Below are 12,430 nucleotides of genomic sequence, written 5' to 3'. Positions count from 1 at the left end.
ACGTATCCCGTACGGTTCCGGAACGCGGCTGTTAGCTGGGGTTCAGCTTCGCCGATCCCGGCGCTTGGCCTCGATCGCGTCCCAGAGCAGCGCGGCGATGTCCGGCCCGCCGAAGCGCTTGATCTCGCGGATGCCGGTGGGCGAGGTGACGTTGATCTCGGTCATGTAGTCGCCGATCACGTCGATCCCGACGAAGAGCAGGCCGCGCTCCTTCAGCGCCGGTCCGATGCGGGCGCAGATCTCCCGCTCGCGCTCCGTCAGCTCGGTCGCCTCGGCGCGCCCGCCGACATGCATGTTGGAGCGGGCATCAGTCTCGGACGGCACGCGGTTGATCGCCCCGGCATATTCGCCGTCGATCAGGATGATCCGCTTGTCGCCCTTGCGCACGTCCTTGAGATAGCGCTGGACGATGAACGGCTCGCGGAACATCAGGGCGAAGGTCTCGAGGAACGAGGTGAGGTTGCGGTCCTCGCGGGTGATGTGGAAGACGCCGGCGCCGCCATTGCCGTAGAGCGGCTTCATGATGATCTCGCCGAATTCCGCCCGGAACGCCGCGACCTCCTCCGGATCCTTGGTGATCAGCGTCTCCGGCATCAGGTCGGCGAACTCGGTGACGAAGATCTTCTCCGGCGCGTTGCGGACCGAGGCGGGGTCGTTGACCACCAGGGTCTTCGGATGCACCCGTTCCAGGATGTGCGTCGAGGTGATGTAGGCCATGTCGAAGGGCGGGTCCTGGCGCAGCAGGACGACGTCCATGTCGGCGAGGTCGACCTTCTCGGTGGCGCCGAGGGTGAAGTGGTTGCCCTCCTCCTCGCGCAGTTCCATCGCCTCGCCCCGCGCCGTGACGCGGCCGTCGCGCAGCGACAGCCGATCGGGCGTGTAGTGGAACAGCGAGTGCCCGCGCTGCTGCGCCTCGAGGCACAGCGCGAAGGTGGAGTCGCCCTTGATCGAGATCGAGGAAACATGGTCCATCTGGACGGCGACTTTGAGCGCCATGGCGGCAGTCCTTGACTGAGGGAGGGGTGGTTTCGCCTGAGGTAGCGCCGTCGTGCCCATCCGGCAACGGCGGCATCGCGAGGCTCAGCCGCCGGGGACGGCGATCCAGCGGCGGCCGGTGGTCTCCAGCCCGAAGAAGCGCGGCGTGCGGGCGAAGGCGGCGAGCCCCGCCAGCGCCGCCAGCGGCTCGGTCACCACGTAGAGCGGAATGTCGCGCAGCAGCGCACTGTGCGGCGCCTTGTCCTCGAAGGCGGCGCGGATCTGGTCGGCCTTGAGGATCGGGATGATGCGCTGGACGATGCCGCCGGCGATGAACACGCCGCCGCGCGCCATGAAGATCAGCGCGATGTCGCCGGCGACGCGGCCGAGATACATGGCGAACAGGTCGACGGCCTCGATCGAGGCCTCGTCCCGGCGATGGACGGCGGCGTCGGTGATCTCGGCGGGGGTGGTGTGGGCCGGCTCGCTGCCGTTCACCGTGGCGATCGCCTGGTAGAGATTGACCAGGCCGCGCCCGCACAGCACCTGCTCGGCGGAGACCCGGCCCTCGATCGTCTTCAGATGCGGCCAGATGGCGAGGTCGCGCGCCGTGCGGGGCCCGAGATCGATGTGGCCGCCTTCGCCGGCGACCGGGATCCACATGTTGCGGGCCCGCACCAGGCCGGCGACGCCGAGCCCGGTGCCGGGCCCGAGCACCGCGCGGCTGGCGCCTTCATGCACGACGCCGCCGCCAATCTGGCTGCGCGAGGCGGGCGGCAGCGACGAGATCGCCAGCGCCTGCGCCTCGAAATCGTTGAGGACGATGACCTCGCCGAGTCCGAGGCCGGTCAGCATCTGACGCGGCCGCACCACCCAGGGGCAGTTGGTCAGGTCGATCTCGTCGCCGTCGACCGGCCCGGCGACGGCGAGCACCGCTGTTTGCGGCTGCACCGAAGTCTTGTCCAGCACGCTCGCCTGGATCGCCTCGTCGATGGTTTCGAAGTCGGCGGTCTGGACGACCGGAAACATCTTCGGCTCGGCGAAGGCGTCGAGAAGGATGGCGAAACGGGCGTTGGTGCCGCCGATATCGCCGATCAGGATCGGAAATTTCAGGGCGTCGTTGCCGCCGCGTCGCTCCGCCATGGTGCCCGCCTGTCTGGGTTGGTAGGCTCGTCCCATAGCGCTTCCCGGCGCCCGACGCAAAATTTCCACGGCTCGGAAAAATTCGGTGTCACGAGCCGGGGCAGCGACCGGACGCGCCGGAGCGGCGCCGCGCCCGGCTGGCAGCCGGGCCGGCGGTTTGCGTCCACGCTGGCTGCTCGCGCGGAGCAGCGGATCGCCGAGGGCGCGCCCTCGGAAGAATGAGTATTGCGGCACGCCCCCGGCGATCCGCGCGATGTCTTTGCGGTTCCGAAAGAGCGCTTCCCCGCCGTGATGCGACGCCACCGCGACGCTGGCAGGGGGCACTGGCGGCCGGCTCTTCCCGGGTGTCCCCGGTCAAGCGGACCGATCCGCAGCCTCCTCGTGGTGGGAGACGGTCCGGCGGCACCTCGAAACCGTCCGGGCCGGGCACGCCTCCGGAAGGCGCGTCCGTCGCGGACACCGCTCGCCGCCCCGACCGATCCCGGCGATCGTCCGTGCCCGCCCGGGCGGCGATGAGGGGAGTATGGGGGCGGTGGCGAGGAGCGGGGATTACTGGGTGGCCGGGTTTTCGCCGAAAGGGTGTCCCGTGCCTGTTCTGTCAGGCCGAGGGGCCGCAGGACCCCCCTCTGTCCTGCCGGACATCTCCCCCACAAGGGGGGAGATCGGACCTGCATCGGGCGAAGCGACTGACCGTCGGAGCCGACAATCGGCAGAGCTGCGTCTACTGCATCGGGCGGCTGGTGGGGATCGGCACCGACGCGATCGGGGCGTAGGAGAGGGCGGCGGGGGCGGCGTCGCGGGGCGCAGCCATGAGGAGGGGATTGCCCGCGCCGGTGCCGGGGGCGTTGAGGACGACGCGGCACTGGTTCGGCAGGTCGGCGAGCCGCATCGGCGGCTTCGGCTTGCCCGGCTTGGCATTGGGCGGTGGCGGCTTCAGCGCAACGTTGAACCACCAGCCGAGGTCACCGCAGCCGTCGCCGCTGCCGGTGGATTCCTGCGGCGTGCAGCCGTCCGACCCCGGCTGGCAGCGCAGGCGGACGTGGAAGTGTTCGTGGTGGCCGTAGATCGGCCGCACCTTGTTGAGCCAAGCGCGGTCCCTTCCGGCGGTCTCGCAGAGCTTCTTCTTGATGCCCGGATGGACGAAGACACGCTGCACCTTGGAATCCTCGGCGGCGAGGCGGATCAGGTCGCGGTAATTGTCGGTCCAGACCCGGTCGTCGACGGTGAGCGTTCCCTCCCGCAGCACCGAGCGGAAGGCGAAATCCTCGCGCGCCTGTTGGGTGAGGCGCTGCGCCGGCATCGGCTGCAGCCAGATGTCGGCGTCGAGGCCGATCTGGTGCGAGGCGTGGCCGTAGGGCAGCGGGCCGCCGCGGGCCTGGGAGATGTCGCCGACCAGCAGCCCTGGCCAGATGCCGCGCCGCGCGGCTTCCTCCGACAGTTGCTGGAGAAAGGCGACGGTGGCGGGATGGCCGAAGCGTCGCTCGCGCGACAGCCGCATCGCCTGCCAATGCGGCCCGTCCGGCGCAAGTTCTGCAGCGCCCGCGAGGCAGCCCTTAGAGTAGAAGCCGACGCTCTCCGGCGCGAGGGCCGCGGGACTGCCCTTGGCGGCAAAGAGTTCCTTGGCCGGCGGTTCGGCATGGGCGGCGCCCGTGGCAAGGGCGAGCGCCAGCAGCGTGGCAGCCAAGCGCCCGGCTTTTCGTCCTGTCGCCATCATGTCGGCTCTTCCCTGTCGTCTCTCGCGGCGAGGCTAGCGCAGGCTCATGGTCCGAGCCTTGCGCGCCTCGTGCCGCGATCTGTCGGCGACCGCGTTTGCCGCGGCCGAGGCGAGACCCTGCCGGGACGATGAGCCGATTTGAAGGCGGGGCGTCAGCCGGCGACGTCGACCCAGTCGCCGCTTTCGCCGGCGGCGAACAGCGCGTCGATCGCCGCCTGGTTGCGGCGGCTGGATTCCAGCGGAAAGACCGCAACGTCGTGGCCGCGCACTTTGTCGACAAAGGCCTCGACCTGCAGGACGTACTGGTCGACGCCGGGAAAGCGGAAGATCTCCGCGCGGCGGCGCGAGCGGTCGTGCAGCGTGACGCTGTCGCCGTCGTAGAGGCCGGCATTGAAGGGCGCGGCGATCTCGATCACGCCGTCCTCGCCGTGGAAGACCATGGTCTGGCGATGCGCCATGCCGGTGCCGAGCGTGAGGCTCATGGCGAAATCGCCGAAATCCACCGTGCCGGTGACGAAGCTGTCGGTGCCGAAGGCCGGGTCGACCGCGATGGTCGCGCGGACCCGCCGGGGCTCGAGGCCAGTCGCGAAGCGTGCCCCGACGAGCGGATAGACGCCGATGTCGCGCAGCGCGCCGCCGCCGAGGTCAGGCCGGTTGCGCATGTTGGCGGGGTCGACATTGTGGTAGCTGAAGGTCGATTCGACGTGCCGCAGCCGGCCGATCGCGCCAGCGCCGAGAAGGTCGCGCACCATCAGCCATTGCGGGTGGTAGGTGACCATGTAGGCTTCGGCGACGACGAGGCCGGCCGCCGCGGCTGCCGCCGCGATCTCGGCGATCTCGCCGGCGTTCATGCCCATCGGCTTCTCGCAGAGCACGTGCTTGCCGGCGGCGATGGCCTTCAGGGTCCATTCGGCGTGCTGGGCGGTGGGCAGCGGGATGTAGACCGCCTCGACGTCGGGCGACTCCAGCAGCGCCTCGTAGCTGCCGAGTGCCTGGCGGATACCATAGGTCGCGGCCACCTCGAAGGCGCGCTCGCCGTCGCGGCTGGCGATCGCCGCCAGCGAGCCGTTGCGCGACCCGGCGATCGCCGGGATCAGGCGGTCACGCCCGATCTTGGCGGTGGAGAGGATTCCCCAGTTCAGCATCGCGTTTCTCCGGGATCAGGCATCCGGCCAGGCGCGGCCGGATGCGGACGACGGGGAATGTGGGCAGGCGATGCCGCGCGGCGAGTCTCAGCCGGCGAGCAGCGCCGCGATTTCGGGCAGCCGGTCGAGCGGGGTCTGCGGGCGGGGGCCGACCTGGCCGATGATGTGGCCGGCGGCGGCGACGCCGAGCCGGGCGCTCTTTTCGTGGTCGAGGCCCATCGTGTAGCCCCTGAGGAAGCCGCTGGCGAAGAGGTCGCCGGCACCGGTCGTGTCGACCACGTCGGCGACCGGCGTAGCGGCAACCGCGATCCGCTTGTCGCCATCGATGACGATGCAGCCCTTTTCGCTGCGGGTGACGACGGCGAAGCGCTTGACGTCCGCAGCCAGCAAATCGAGCGCCGGCTCGAGCGTCTCGGTCTCGTAGAGCGCGATCGCCTCGCTCTCGTTGGCGAAGACGATGTCGACCGTGCCCGAGCGCATCAGCTCGAGGAACTCGTCACGGTAGCGGTGGACGCAGAAGGAATCCGACAGCGTCATCGCGACTTCCCGGCCGTTGGCGTGGGCGATGCCGGCGGCCTCGACGATCGCCTGCTTGGCGCGCGGCGGGTCCCACAGATAGCCCTCGAAATAGGTGACCTTGGCGGCTGCCACGATGGCGGGATCGATGTCCTCGGGGCCGAGCTCGACGCAGGCGCCGAGATAGGTGTTCATCGAGCGCTCGCCGTCGGGCGTGACGAGGATCATCGAGCGCGCCGTCGGCGGATGGCCCTCGAGCGGCGTGGTGGCGAAGTGGACGCCGAGCGAGCGGATGTCGTGCTTGAAGATGTCGCCGAGCTGGTCGTTGGCGACCTTGCCGAAATACGCCCCGGTGCCGCCGAGGCTGACAAGGCCGGCGACGGTGTTGCCGGCGCTGCCACCGGAGGTCTCGATGGCCGGGCCCATGGCGCCGTAGAGATGCTCGGCGCGCGCCGTGTCGATCAGCGTCATGCCGCCCTTCTGGATGGCTTCGCGTTCGAGGAAGGCGTCGTCGGTGCGGGAGATGATGTCGACGATGGCGTTGCCGATCGTCAGGACGTCGTAGTCGGCCATGAACTGTTCCGTTACTGGTGAATTGCCGGCTCTTCTAGAGGCTGCGGGCGTCCATGGCCAGCGCCGAAACCGGCAGCGTTGCGGGCGCGCGGTGCGGCGCCTATCTGCGAGCGGACGCCAGGAGAGATGCCTCGATGATCCTCACTTCCGCCGCCCTCGCCTTTCGCGACATCTTCTCGGCGCCGTTTCGCGCGGCGCTGTGGAAGACGCTCGGCCTTGCCGCCGTCGTGCTGATCGCGCTGTGGTTCGGCGTCGGCTGGCTGTTCGAATGGCTGGCGCTGCCGTTGCTCACGGATCTCGTTCCCGACGCGCCCTGGGTCGACCAGGCCGGCACCGTGGCGGGCTTCGCCGCGGGGCTTGCGCTGGCGCTGCTGCTGGCCTTCCTGATCGGCCCGGTCAGCGCGGTGATCGCCAGCCTGTTCCTCGACGACGTCGCCGAGGTGGTGGAGCGCGAGAGCTATCCGGAGGCGCCGCAGGGCGAGGCGATGGCGATCCTGCCCGGCCTCGTTTTGTCGGTGAAGTTCTTCGGCGTGGTGATCCTCGGCAATCTGCTGGCCTTCGCCCTTCTGCTGGTGCCGGGCATCAACATCGCCGCCTTCTTCGTGGTCAACGGCTATCTGCTCGGGCGGGAATATTTCGAGTTCGCGGCGCTGCGCTACCGACCGGAAGCCGAGGCCAAGGCGCTGCGCGGCCGCTACGGCACCACGGTGTTCTTCGCCGGCCTCGTCATCGCCGGCTTCCTCGCCGTGCCGCTGCTCAACCTTTTGACGCCGCTCTTCGCCGCGGCGTTGATGGTGCATCTCCACCAGCGCGTCGCCAAGAAGGAGGGCGGGCTGATCGGGCTGAGCAAGATGCCGCTTGTGGCGCGGGAAGAGGCCGACATCGTCCGCTGACGGCTGGGGCGGTCGGCCGCCTACGCGAAGATCGCGGCGAGATCGGCTTCGCCGAGGCGGCGGATGGCGCCGGGCGCGAGGTCGGCCGGCAAGGTGAGACCGCCGACGGATTCCCGGTGCAGCGTCTCGACATGGTTGCCGGCGGCGGCGAACATCCGGCGCACCTGGTGGTAGCGGCCCTCGTGGACCGTGAGCAGCGCTTCCTGCGGGCCGACGACTTCCAGCTCCGCCGGGGCGAGCGGCTTCTCCTCGCCGTCCAGCATCAGCGTGCCGGCGGCGAAGAGGTCGGCCTCGCCGCCGGTGAGCGGCCGGGCGAGGCCGACGCGGTAGCGCTTGGCCACATGCCGCTTCGGCGAGATGATCCGGTGGAGCAGCGCGCCGTCGTCGGTCATCAGAAGCAAGCCGGAGGTCTCCTTGTCCAGCCGGCCGACCGTCGAGATCGCCGGGTCGCGCCGGCGCCAGCGCTCGGGCAGGAGATCGTAGACCAGCGGCCCCGCCTCCTTGCGCGAGCAGGTGACGCCGAGCGGCTTGTTCAGCATCAGGGCAAAGCCCGGCAGCGGATCGAGCGCCTCGCCGTCGACCACCAGCCGCGTCTCGAGGTCGGGCGTGAGCGCGATCCGCCTGTCGGCCGCCGTGAGCGGGGCGCCGTCGAGCGTGATGTGGCCGTTCTTCGCCAGCGCCTGGATCTCGCGGCGCGAGGCATAGCCCAGATTGGCCAGCAGCCGGTCGAGCCGGGCGGTCGGCACCTTGGTCATTTGTGGGCCTCGAAGATCTTGTAGCCGGAGACGTCCGCCACGGTCTTCACGCTCTTGAACTTCGCCCGCAGCACCGCCTCGTAGGGCATGTGGCGGTTGGCGACGAGATGCAGCGTGCCGGAGCGGCGCAGCATCCCGGCGGCGGCCGCGATGAAGGCCTGGCCGAGGCCGCGATCCTCGATGCCCTCGGCATGGAAGGGCGGGTTGGAGACGACGAAGTCGAGATCGGCAAGCGCCGCCTCGCGGGTGTCGGCCCAGAGAAACCGGGCGCGCTCGTCGGCGATGTTCGCCTTTGCGGCTTCGACGGCGCGGCGGTCGATCTCGACCAGCGTCAGTTCCGTGACGGCCGGGGCGGCGAGCACGGCCGCGGCGATGATGCCGATCCCGGCGCCGAGATCGGCGCCGCGGCCCGCGAGCTTCGGCAGATGGGCGAGCAGCAGGGACGTTCCGGGATCAACCCGGTTCCACGAGAAGATTCCCGGCTGCGACCAGAGCCCCTCGACCATGACCGGCCCGCCCGCCGCGAGCGCTTCGTCGAGCCCTGTCGGCGCGTCCGGCCGAGTGACGGTGCAGATGCGCTGGCGGGCCTTGGACCGCTCGGCGACGCTGCAGCCGAAGGCTTCGAGCTCGCCGCGCAGGCGCTGGCCACCCTTGTCGTTGGCCGCCAGCACGGTCAGCGCGCCGCCTGGGACCAGCGCCCGCAGCGCCTGCGCCAGCACGAAGCGCCGCTCGATCGAGCCGGGCGGCGCGGCGACGACGATGTCCTCCAGCGCGGCATCGGGCAGCGCCTCCAGCGCCTCGGCGCCGGGCCGCAGCGGCGACAGCTGCACGGCGCCCTCGGGCACATCGACGAGATCAACGGGCGGCGCGCCATAGACGCCGCTGCGGGGGGTGGGGGATGTCATCGGCGGGACATAGCAGCTTTGGCGGTGGGGGAGGAAGGCGGGCGGCGACAGGTCGCCGGCCGTGCCATCGCGCCCGACGCGCATGCGACGCGCATGCGACGCCGCTACTGCCGGGCCGATGGTCGGATCGCCGCCAGCCGGTCGCCCGGCGGGAAGTGAGGCTATCGCGGCCGCAGACGTGCCGCGGGTGGCGCGGGGAGGATGAAGGCCAGTGGGCGTCAGGTCGTCACGATCGGCCGGCTTGTAGTGCGCGTCAGGACGACCGGGCCTGCCGCCACTGCGCCGGCAGGCCCCACCAGGGCACCCACGGCTCGTCGTGGTGTTCGTGGTGGTAGCCGAAGTGAAAGCAGGTGAGGAGCGAGGCGAGGTAGCCGAACTCGTTCGACCTTGCATTGTGCCGGTCGACGAAGCCCTCCTCCTCGTGCCGGTGCGGCCGGAACGTGCCGAAATAGAACAGCTGCAGCGACGACAGCAGCGACGGCACCCCGTAGAACAGGACGACGTTGAGCACCGGGGCGCCCAGCAGCAGGATGTAGGCACCCACCACCGTGAACACGAAGACGATCGAGCGCCGGCCGAAATAGCGCAGGAAGAAGGCGCGGTACCAGGGCAGGAAGCGATCGGGCTCGTCGACGAAGAAGTCCGGATCCTCGGCCGTGCCCGGCTTGTCGTGATGGGCCATGTGCGCGTCGCGCACCCGGCGCCAGGCAAAGCCCGCGTAGATGGTCAGGATGAACGCGCCGATGGCGGCGTTCAGCCGCGGCCATCCGGGCGCCAGCGATCCGTGCATGGCATCGTGCGCGACGATGAACATTCCGACGGTGAGCCAGCACTGGACCGCGACGAGGATCGGCACGAAGACGATGGTCGACCACCGAACGTCGAAGAAGAACACGCCGCCGACATGGATCGCGGCCCAGGCGAGCAGCACGCAGGCGGCCAGCGTCAGGCCGATGGCTGCCTGGAACGGGCGCAGGCGCGGCCCGGCGGGCCTGACGGCGGGTCGGGAAGCGGGGCCGCTGGAGACGATGTCGACACTCATGCGCCGAGACTTAAACCCGGGCGCCCTTCCGGAAAGCCGCATGCGGCGTTTCGTCCGCCCTGCCGGCTGCCCGCAGCCATCGGCTCCGGCAATTTCTGTTGACGGCTTGCGGATCGGCGGCGGCATCGCGCATGAACATTTCGCCGATCCTCCCATATTCATCCACGCATGACCCAGACGCCGTCCGACACTCCTGCGCTCGACCCGCTCGACACGCTCGCGACCAAGGGGTCCGCGAGAGCCGGCGGGCCGTCGCTCGCCTTGTGCCTGCTGATCTGCCTTGCGGCCAATGGCCTGGTGGTGGGCACGCTCTGGCTGTTCGGCCGGCCTTTCGTGCCGCCCCACGAACCGTTGCGGCTGTGGAGCACGAGCTTCGAGCTCGTGTCGAACTCCCAGCATTTGGCCGATCCCTATTCCCTCATGCATCTGCTGTTCGGCGCGGGTCTCTTCGTCTTCGTCGACTGGCTGAAGCCGTTCTGGCCGGCCCGGTCCAAGCTGGTGGTCGTCGTCCTCGGCAGCGCCGCGTGGGAGATCGTCGAGAACACGCCGCCGGTGATCGCCCTGTTCAACGAAACCAGCCAGCCGGGCGCCTACGCCGGCGACAGCATCGTCAACTCCCTGAGCGATACCGCCTTCGTCGTCATAGGCTTCTTCCTCGCCCGGCTGCTCGGCTGGCGCCTCACGCTGCTGGCCGCCGCCGTGATCGAGATCGTGCTACTCTGGTCGATCAACGACGGCCTGCTGCTCGGCACGCTGCGGGTGCTCCGCCTGGTCTGAGCCGGTCCGGCGCCTGCTTGCGCCGATTGCACGCGCCCCGCGGCGCTTGGCAGTCCCCGTCGTCGTCGCCATATTGGAACGGATTGGGACGCGCCGCAGCGCGTGCCGCAACCTGCAGGGCCGCCATGTTATTTCAGATCATCCTCTACGCCCTGATCGTCCTCGGCACCGTGGTGCTGATGGAGGGGTTCGCCTGGACGATGCATAAATTCGTCATGCACGGGCAGAGCGGCTGGGGCTGGCACAAATCCCACCACGAGGAGACCGAGGGCTTCTTCGAGAAGAACGATCTCTACGCCGTGGTGTTCAGCCTGATGGCCATCGCGCTGTTCTTCGTGGGCGAGGCGCTGTCGCCGGTGATCCTCGCGGTCGCCTGGGGCATCACGCTCTACGGGCTGCTCTATTTCGTCGCCCATGACGGGCTGGTGCACCAGCGCTGGCCGTTCCGCTACGTGCCGCATCGCGGCTACGCCAAGCGCCTCGTGCAGGCGCACCGGCTGCATCACGCCGTCGAGGGGCGCGACCACTGCGTCTCCTTCGGCTTCCTCTACGCCCCGCCGATCGACAAGCTGAAGGCCGAGCTGCGCCGCTCGGGCGTCCTCGACCGCGAACGCATCGACCGCTCGGTGACAGCGCAGGGCTCGGCCCACGCGCCGGTGAGGCACTGAGGGGTGGCAGGAGGGGCGCCTGCGGGGCGGGCGGCGCAACTCGTTAGCGACTGGAAGACGCTCGCCTACGACCCGGCGGCATCCGGCAGCGCCTCCAGCGCCTCGGCGCCGGGCCGCAGCGGCGACAGCTGCACGGCGCCCTCGGCCACCTCCACGAGATCAACGGGCGGCGCGCCATAGACGGCGCTGCGGGGGGCGGGGGTGGTCATCGCCGGGGCATAGCAGGTTCGGCGGTGGGGGCGGAAGGTGGGAGCGCTGGCGGCGCTGGGCAGTGCGAGGTCGCCCCAACCGGATAGGACACTTCGGAAGTCATGCCGCCGTTCTTAAGAGGCACCGTGAGACAAACAACTAGCGTCCATTTTGACTTGGCCATTGTTCCGTAAACAAACGGTGGAGCTCCCATGCCTCATCTTTTTCACCCAACGCGACCTGCGATAGCATGTGCATGATCCACGCTGGACCTGGAACGATGCCATCTTCGTCAATTTCCTTGTCGCAGAAGTCGGGGTCGGTCGGAAGTTCGACATTGACGATCCACCAACGCTCGATCTTGTTGAGAAGTGACATCATTGTCTGAAACTCGCCAAGGAAGTCAGGCATGTCCGCTGCACTGACCATTGACGACATCTCGTGAGCGATGTTGTTCCGAGCGTCGGTCACCTTTCGTAGGGCGGCCTCGTCGTCACTGTTGATCGCTTCCCTTTGGCGCAGCCAAGCGATGGACCCGCGCACGGGATTTTTCTTCCCTCTCGGATCCAAAGCGAGCACCTTGGTCTCGTATTCAGGGCCCGGAATTGGCCCCTCCTTTGTCCATTCGTCTGCATAGAAGGATCGAAGGTGGCGTTGTATCGAGTCGACCAGCATTTCGTGGCCAATCAGGAACAGGCCGGCGGAGATAAGCTTCAAGCGAACTACGTCTGGGCTTAAAAATGCCGACCAGGCGTCTCGAGTATCGGCCATGTCTAGCAGTACCTTTCCAGCGTTTGGTATTAAGGATTTCTCTTGTGACCGAGAGACCACGGCCGCTGTGCGCCTTGAATACAGTGTCCGCACTAGCGTAAGCGTAAAAACCAATCACGTCTCTGGGGCCTACTGAAGACGGCTACGGTCAGATTTATACACAAGGAAATGCTTTGGCTATTCCTTAGGTTGATGCTACGACTTGAGTCGGTGGCACGGATCATCGCAAAAAAGGCCTGGAGTGCACCCCATTTCGCCGGACAAGCGGCGGTTGGGTTTAGGCACTGAGCCTGATGAACTCGCGCGGCGAGCGGAACTTTAATCCTGAGTGCGGGTGGACCTCGCAATAATCCTCGATCCAGTC

General features: G+C 68.6%; 14 protein-coding genes. 4 read left to right on the top strand and 10 right to left on the bottom strand.

The genetic code is table 11. The features are described 5' to 3' along the window. Window positions 1–42 precede the first annotated feature (42 nt). From gshB to GTW51_RS06175, 5 genes are all read right to left on the bottom strand, one after another. Entirely contained in the window at window positions 43–996 is a 954-nt protein-coding gene (gene gshB, locus GTW51_RS06195; RefSeq protein WP_163043046.1) for a glutathione synthase, read from the bottom strand. 84 nt (window positions 997–1,080) lie between these two features. Continuing rightward, complete coding sequence (locus GTW51_RS06190) at window positions 1,081–2,118, bottom strand: glucokinase (protein ID WP_246232710.1); 1,038 nt, start codon at window positions 2,116–2,118, stop codon at window positions 1,081–1,083. 721 nt (window positions 2,119–2,839) lie between these two features. Then, window positions 2,840–3,832 carry a penicillin-insensitive murein endopeptidase gene (gene mepA / locus GTW51_RS06185; RefSeq protein WP_163043044.1) on the bottom strand — a complete coding sequence of 331 codons (993 nt, stop codon included), beginning with the start codon at window positions 3,830–3,832 and terminating at the stop codon, window positions 2,840–2,842. Window positions 3,833–3,984: 152 nt separating this feature from the next. After that, window positions 3,985–4,977 carry a Gfo/Idh/MocA family protein gene (locus GTW51_RS06180; RefSeq protein WP_163043043.1) on the bottom strand — a complete coding sequence of 331 codons (993 nt, stop codon included), beginning with the start codon at window positions 4,975–4,977 and terminating at the stop codon, window positions 3,985–3,987. 87 nt (window positions 4,978–5,064) lie between these two features. After that, on the bottom strand, window positions 5,065–6,066 hold the full coding sequence (locus GTW51_RS06175) for an adenosine kinase (protein ID WP_163043042.1): 1,002 nt from the start codon (window positions 6,064–6,066) through the stop codon (window positions 5,065–5,067). Between the two features lie 134 nt (window positions 6,067–6,200). Between GTW51_RS06175 and GTW51_RS06170 the strand changes: the two genes are divergently transcribed. Then, window positions 6,201–6,959: a sulfate transporter family protein gene (locus GTW51_RS06170; RefSeq protein ID WP_163043041.1), complete on the top strand. Its 759-nt coding sequence runs from the start codon at window positions 6,201–6,203 to the stop codon at window positions 6,957–6,959. A 20-nt stretch (window positions 6,960–6,979) separates the two neighbouring features. On the opposite strand, the gene GTW51_RS06165 is transcribed toward GTW51_RS06170, so the two are convergent. The 3 genes from GTW51_RS06165 to GTW51_RS06155 form a co-directional block, all read right to left on the bottom strand. Next, window positions 6,980–7,714: a pseudouridine synthase gene (locus GTW51_RS06165; RefSeq protein ID WP_163043040.1), complete on the bottom strand. Its 735-nt coding sequence runs from the start codon at window positions 7,712–7,714 to the stop codon at window positions 6,980–6,982. Beyond that, on the bottom strand, window positions 7,711–8,619 hold the full coding sequence (locus GTW51_RS06160) for a class I SAM-dependent methyltransferase (protein WP_163043039.1): 909 nt from the start codon (window positions 8,617–8,619) through the stop codon (window positions 7,711–7,713). The genes GTW51_RS06165 and GTW51_RS06160 overlap by 4 nt, the downstream gene beginning before the upstream one ends. A gap of 253 nt (window positions 8,620–8,872) precedes the next feature. Further along, on the bottom strand, window positions 8,873–9,661 hold the full coding sequence (locus tag GTW51_RS06155) for a fatty acid desaturase (protein WP_163043038.1): 789 nt from the start codon (window positions 9,659–9,661) through the stop codon (window positions 8,873–8,875). 40 nt (window positions 9,662–9,701) lie between these two features. Between GTW51_RS06155 and GTW51_RS24320 the strand changes: the two genes are divergently transcribed. The 3 genes from GTW51_RS24320 to GTW51_RS06145 all read left to right on the top strand — a co-directional run bounded on the left by GTW51_RS24320 (window position 9,702) and on the right by GTW51_RS06145 (window position 11,106). Then, window positions 9,702–9,833 carry a hypothetical protein gene (locus GTW51_RS24320; protein WP_281354579.1) on the top strand — a complete coding sequence of 44 codons (132 nt, stop codon included), beginning with the start codon at window positions 9,702–9,704 and terminating at the stop codon, window positions 9,831–9,833. Beyond that, window positions 9,830–10,438, top strand: a complete 609-nt coding sequence (locus GTW51_RS06150) for a DUF2585 family protein (RefSeq protein ID WP_163043037.1) — start codon at window positions 9,830–9,832, stop codon at window positions 10,436–10,438. Before GTW51_RS24320 ends, GTW51_RS06150 begins: the two co-directional genes overlap by 4 nt. 125 nt (window positions 10,439–10,563) lie before the next feature. Further along, window positions 10,564–11,106: a sterol desaturase family protein gene (locus GTW51_RS06145; RefSeq protein WP_163043036.1), complete on the top strand. Its 543-nt coding sequence runs from the start codon at window positions 10,564–10,566 to the stop codon at window positions 11,104–11,106. A gap of 65 nt (window positions 11,107–11,171) precedes the next feature. Here GTW51_RS06145 and GTW51_RS06140 read toward each other — a convergent pair whose 3' ends face one another. Together GTW51_RS06140 and GTW51_RS06135 are read right to left on the bottom strand one after the other, a co-directional pair. Then, window positions 11,172–11,315, bottom strand: coding sequence for a hypothetical protein (locus tag GTW51_RS06140; RefSeq protein ID WP_343033928.1), 144 nt, complete (start codon window positions 11,313–11,315; stop codon window positions 11,172–11,174). A 139-nt stretch (window positions 11,316–11,454) separates the two neighbouring features. After that, entirely contained in the window at window positions 11,455–12,066 is a 612-nt protein-coding gene (locus GTW51_RS06135) for a hypothetical protein (protein ID WP_163043035.1), read from the bottom strand. Window positions 12,067–12,430 lie beyond the last annotated feature (364 nt).

It is taken from the genome of Aurantimonas aggregata (assembly GCF_010500835.1).
In the GTDB taxonomy this organism is placed as follows: domain Bacteria; phylum Pseudomonadota; class Alphaproteobacteria; order Rhizobiales; family Rhizobiaceae; genus Aurantimonas; species Aurantimonas aggregata.
The sequence above is the reverse complement of the archived record's forward strand: the minus strand, read 5'-3'. Positions and strand labels throughout refer to the sequence as shown.

Bases quoted from the DNA above. Each gene is read 5' to 3' on its own strand.
- GTW51_RS06150 (WP_163043037.1), top strand. From the start codon at position 9,830: ATGACCCAGACGCCGTCCGACACTCCTGCGCTCGACCCGCTCGACACG.
- GTW51_RS06165 (WP_163043040.1), bottom strand. From the start codon at position 7,714: ATGACCAAGGTGCCGACCGCCCGGCTCGACCGGCTGCTGGCCAATCTG.
- GTW51_RS06155 (WP_163043038.1), bottom strand. From the start codon at position 9,661: ATGAGTGTCGACATCGTCTCCAGCGGCCCCGCTTCCCGACCCGCCGTC.
- GTW51_RS06170 (WP_163043041.1), top strand. From the start codon at position 6,201: ATGATCCTCACTTCCGCCGCCCTCGCCTTTCGCGACATCTTCTCGGCG.
- mepA (WP_163043044.1), bottom strand. From the start codon at position 3,832: ATGATGGCGACAGGACGAAAAGCCGGGCGCTTGGCTGCCACGCTGCTG.
- GTW51_RS06180 (WP_163043043.1), bottom strand. From the start codon at position 4,977: ATGCTGAACTGGGGAATCCTCTCCACCGCCAAGATCGGGCGTGACCGC.
- gshB (WP_163043046.1), bottom strand. From the start codon at position 996: ATGGCGCTCAAAGTCGCCGTCCAGATGGACCATGTTTCCTCGATCTCG.
- GTW51_RS06160 (WP_163043039.1), bottom strand. From the start codon at position 8,619: ATGACATCCCCCACCCCCCGCAGCGGCGTCTATGGCGCGCCGCCCGTT.
- GTW51_RS06140 (WP_343033928.1), bottom strand. From the start codon at position 11,315: ATGACCACCCCCGCCCCCCGCAGCGCCGTCTATGGCGCGCCGCCCGTT.
- GTW51_RS06145 (WP_163043036.1), top strand. From the start codon at position 10,564: ATGTTATTTCAGATCATCCTCTACGCCCTGATCGTCCTCGGCACCGTG.
- GTW51_RS06190 (WP_246232710.1), bottom strand. From the start codon at position 2,118: ATGGCGGAGCGACGCGGCGGCAACGACGCCCTGAAATTTCCGATCCTG.
- GTW51_RS24320 (WP_281354579.1), top strand. From the start codon at position 9,702: ATGCGGCGTTTCGTCCGCCCTGCCGGCTGCCCGCAGCCATCGGCTCCG.
- GTW51_RS06175 (WP_163043042.1), bottom strand. From the start codon at position 6,066: ATGGCCGACTACGACGTCCTGACGATCGGCAACGCCATCGTCGACATC.
- GTW51_RS06135 (WP_163043035.1), bottom strand. From the start codon at position 12,066: ATGGCCGATACTCGAGACGCCTGGTCGGCATTTTTAAGCCCAGACGTA.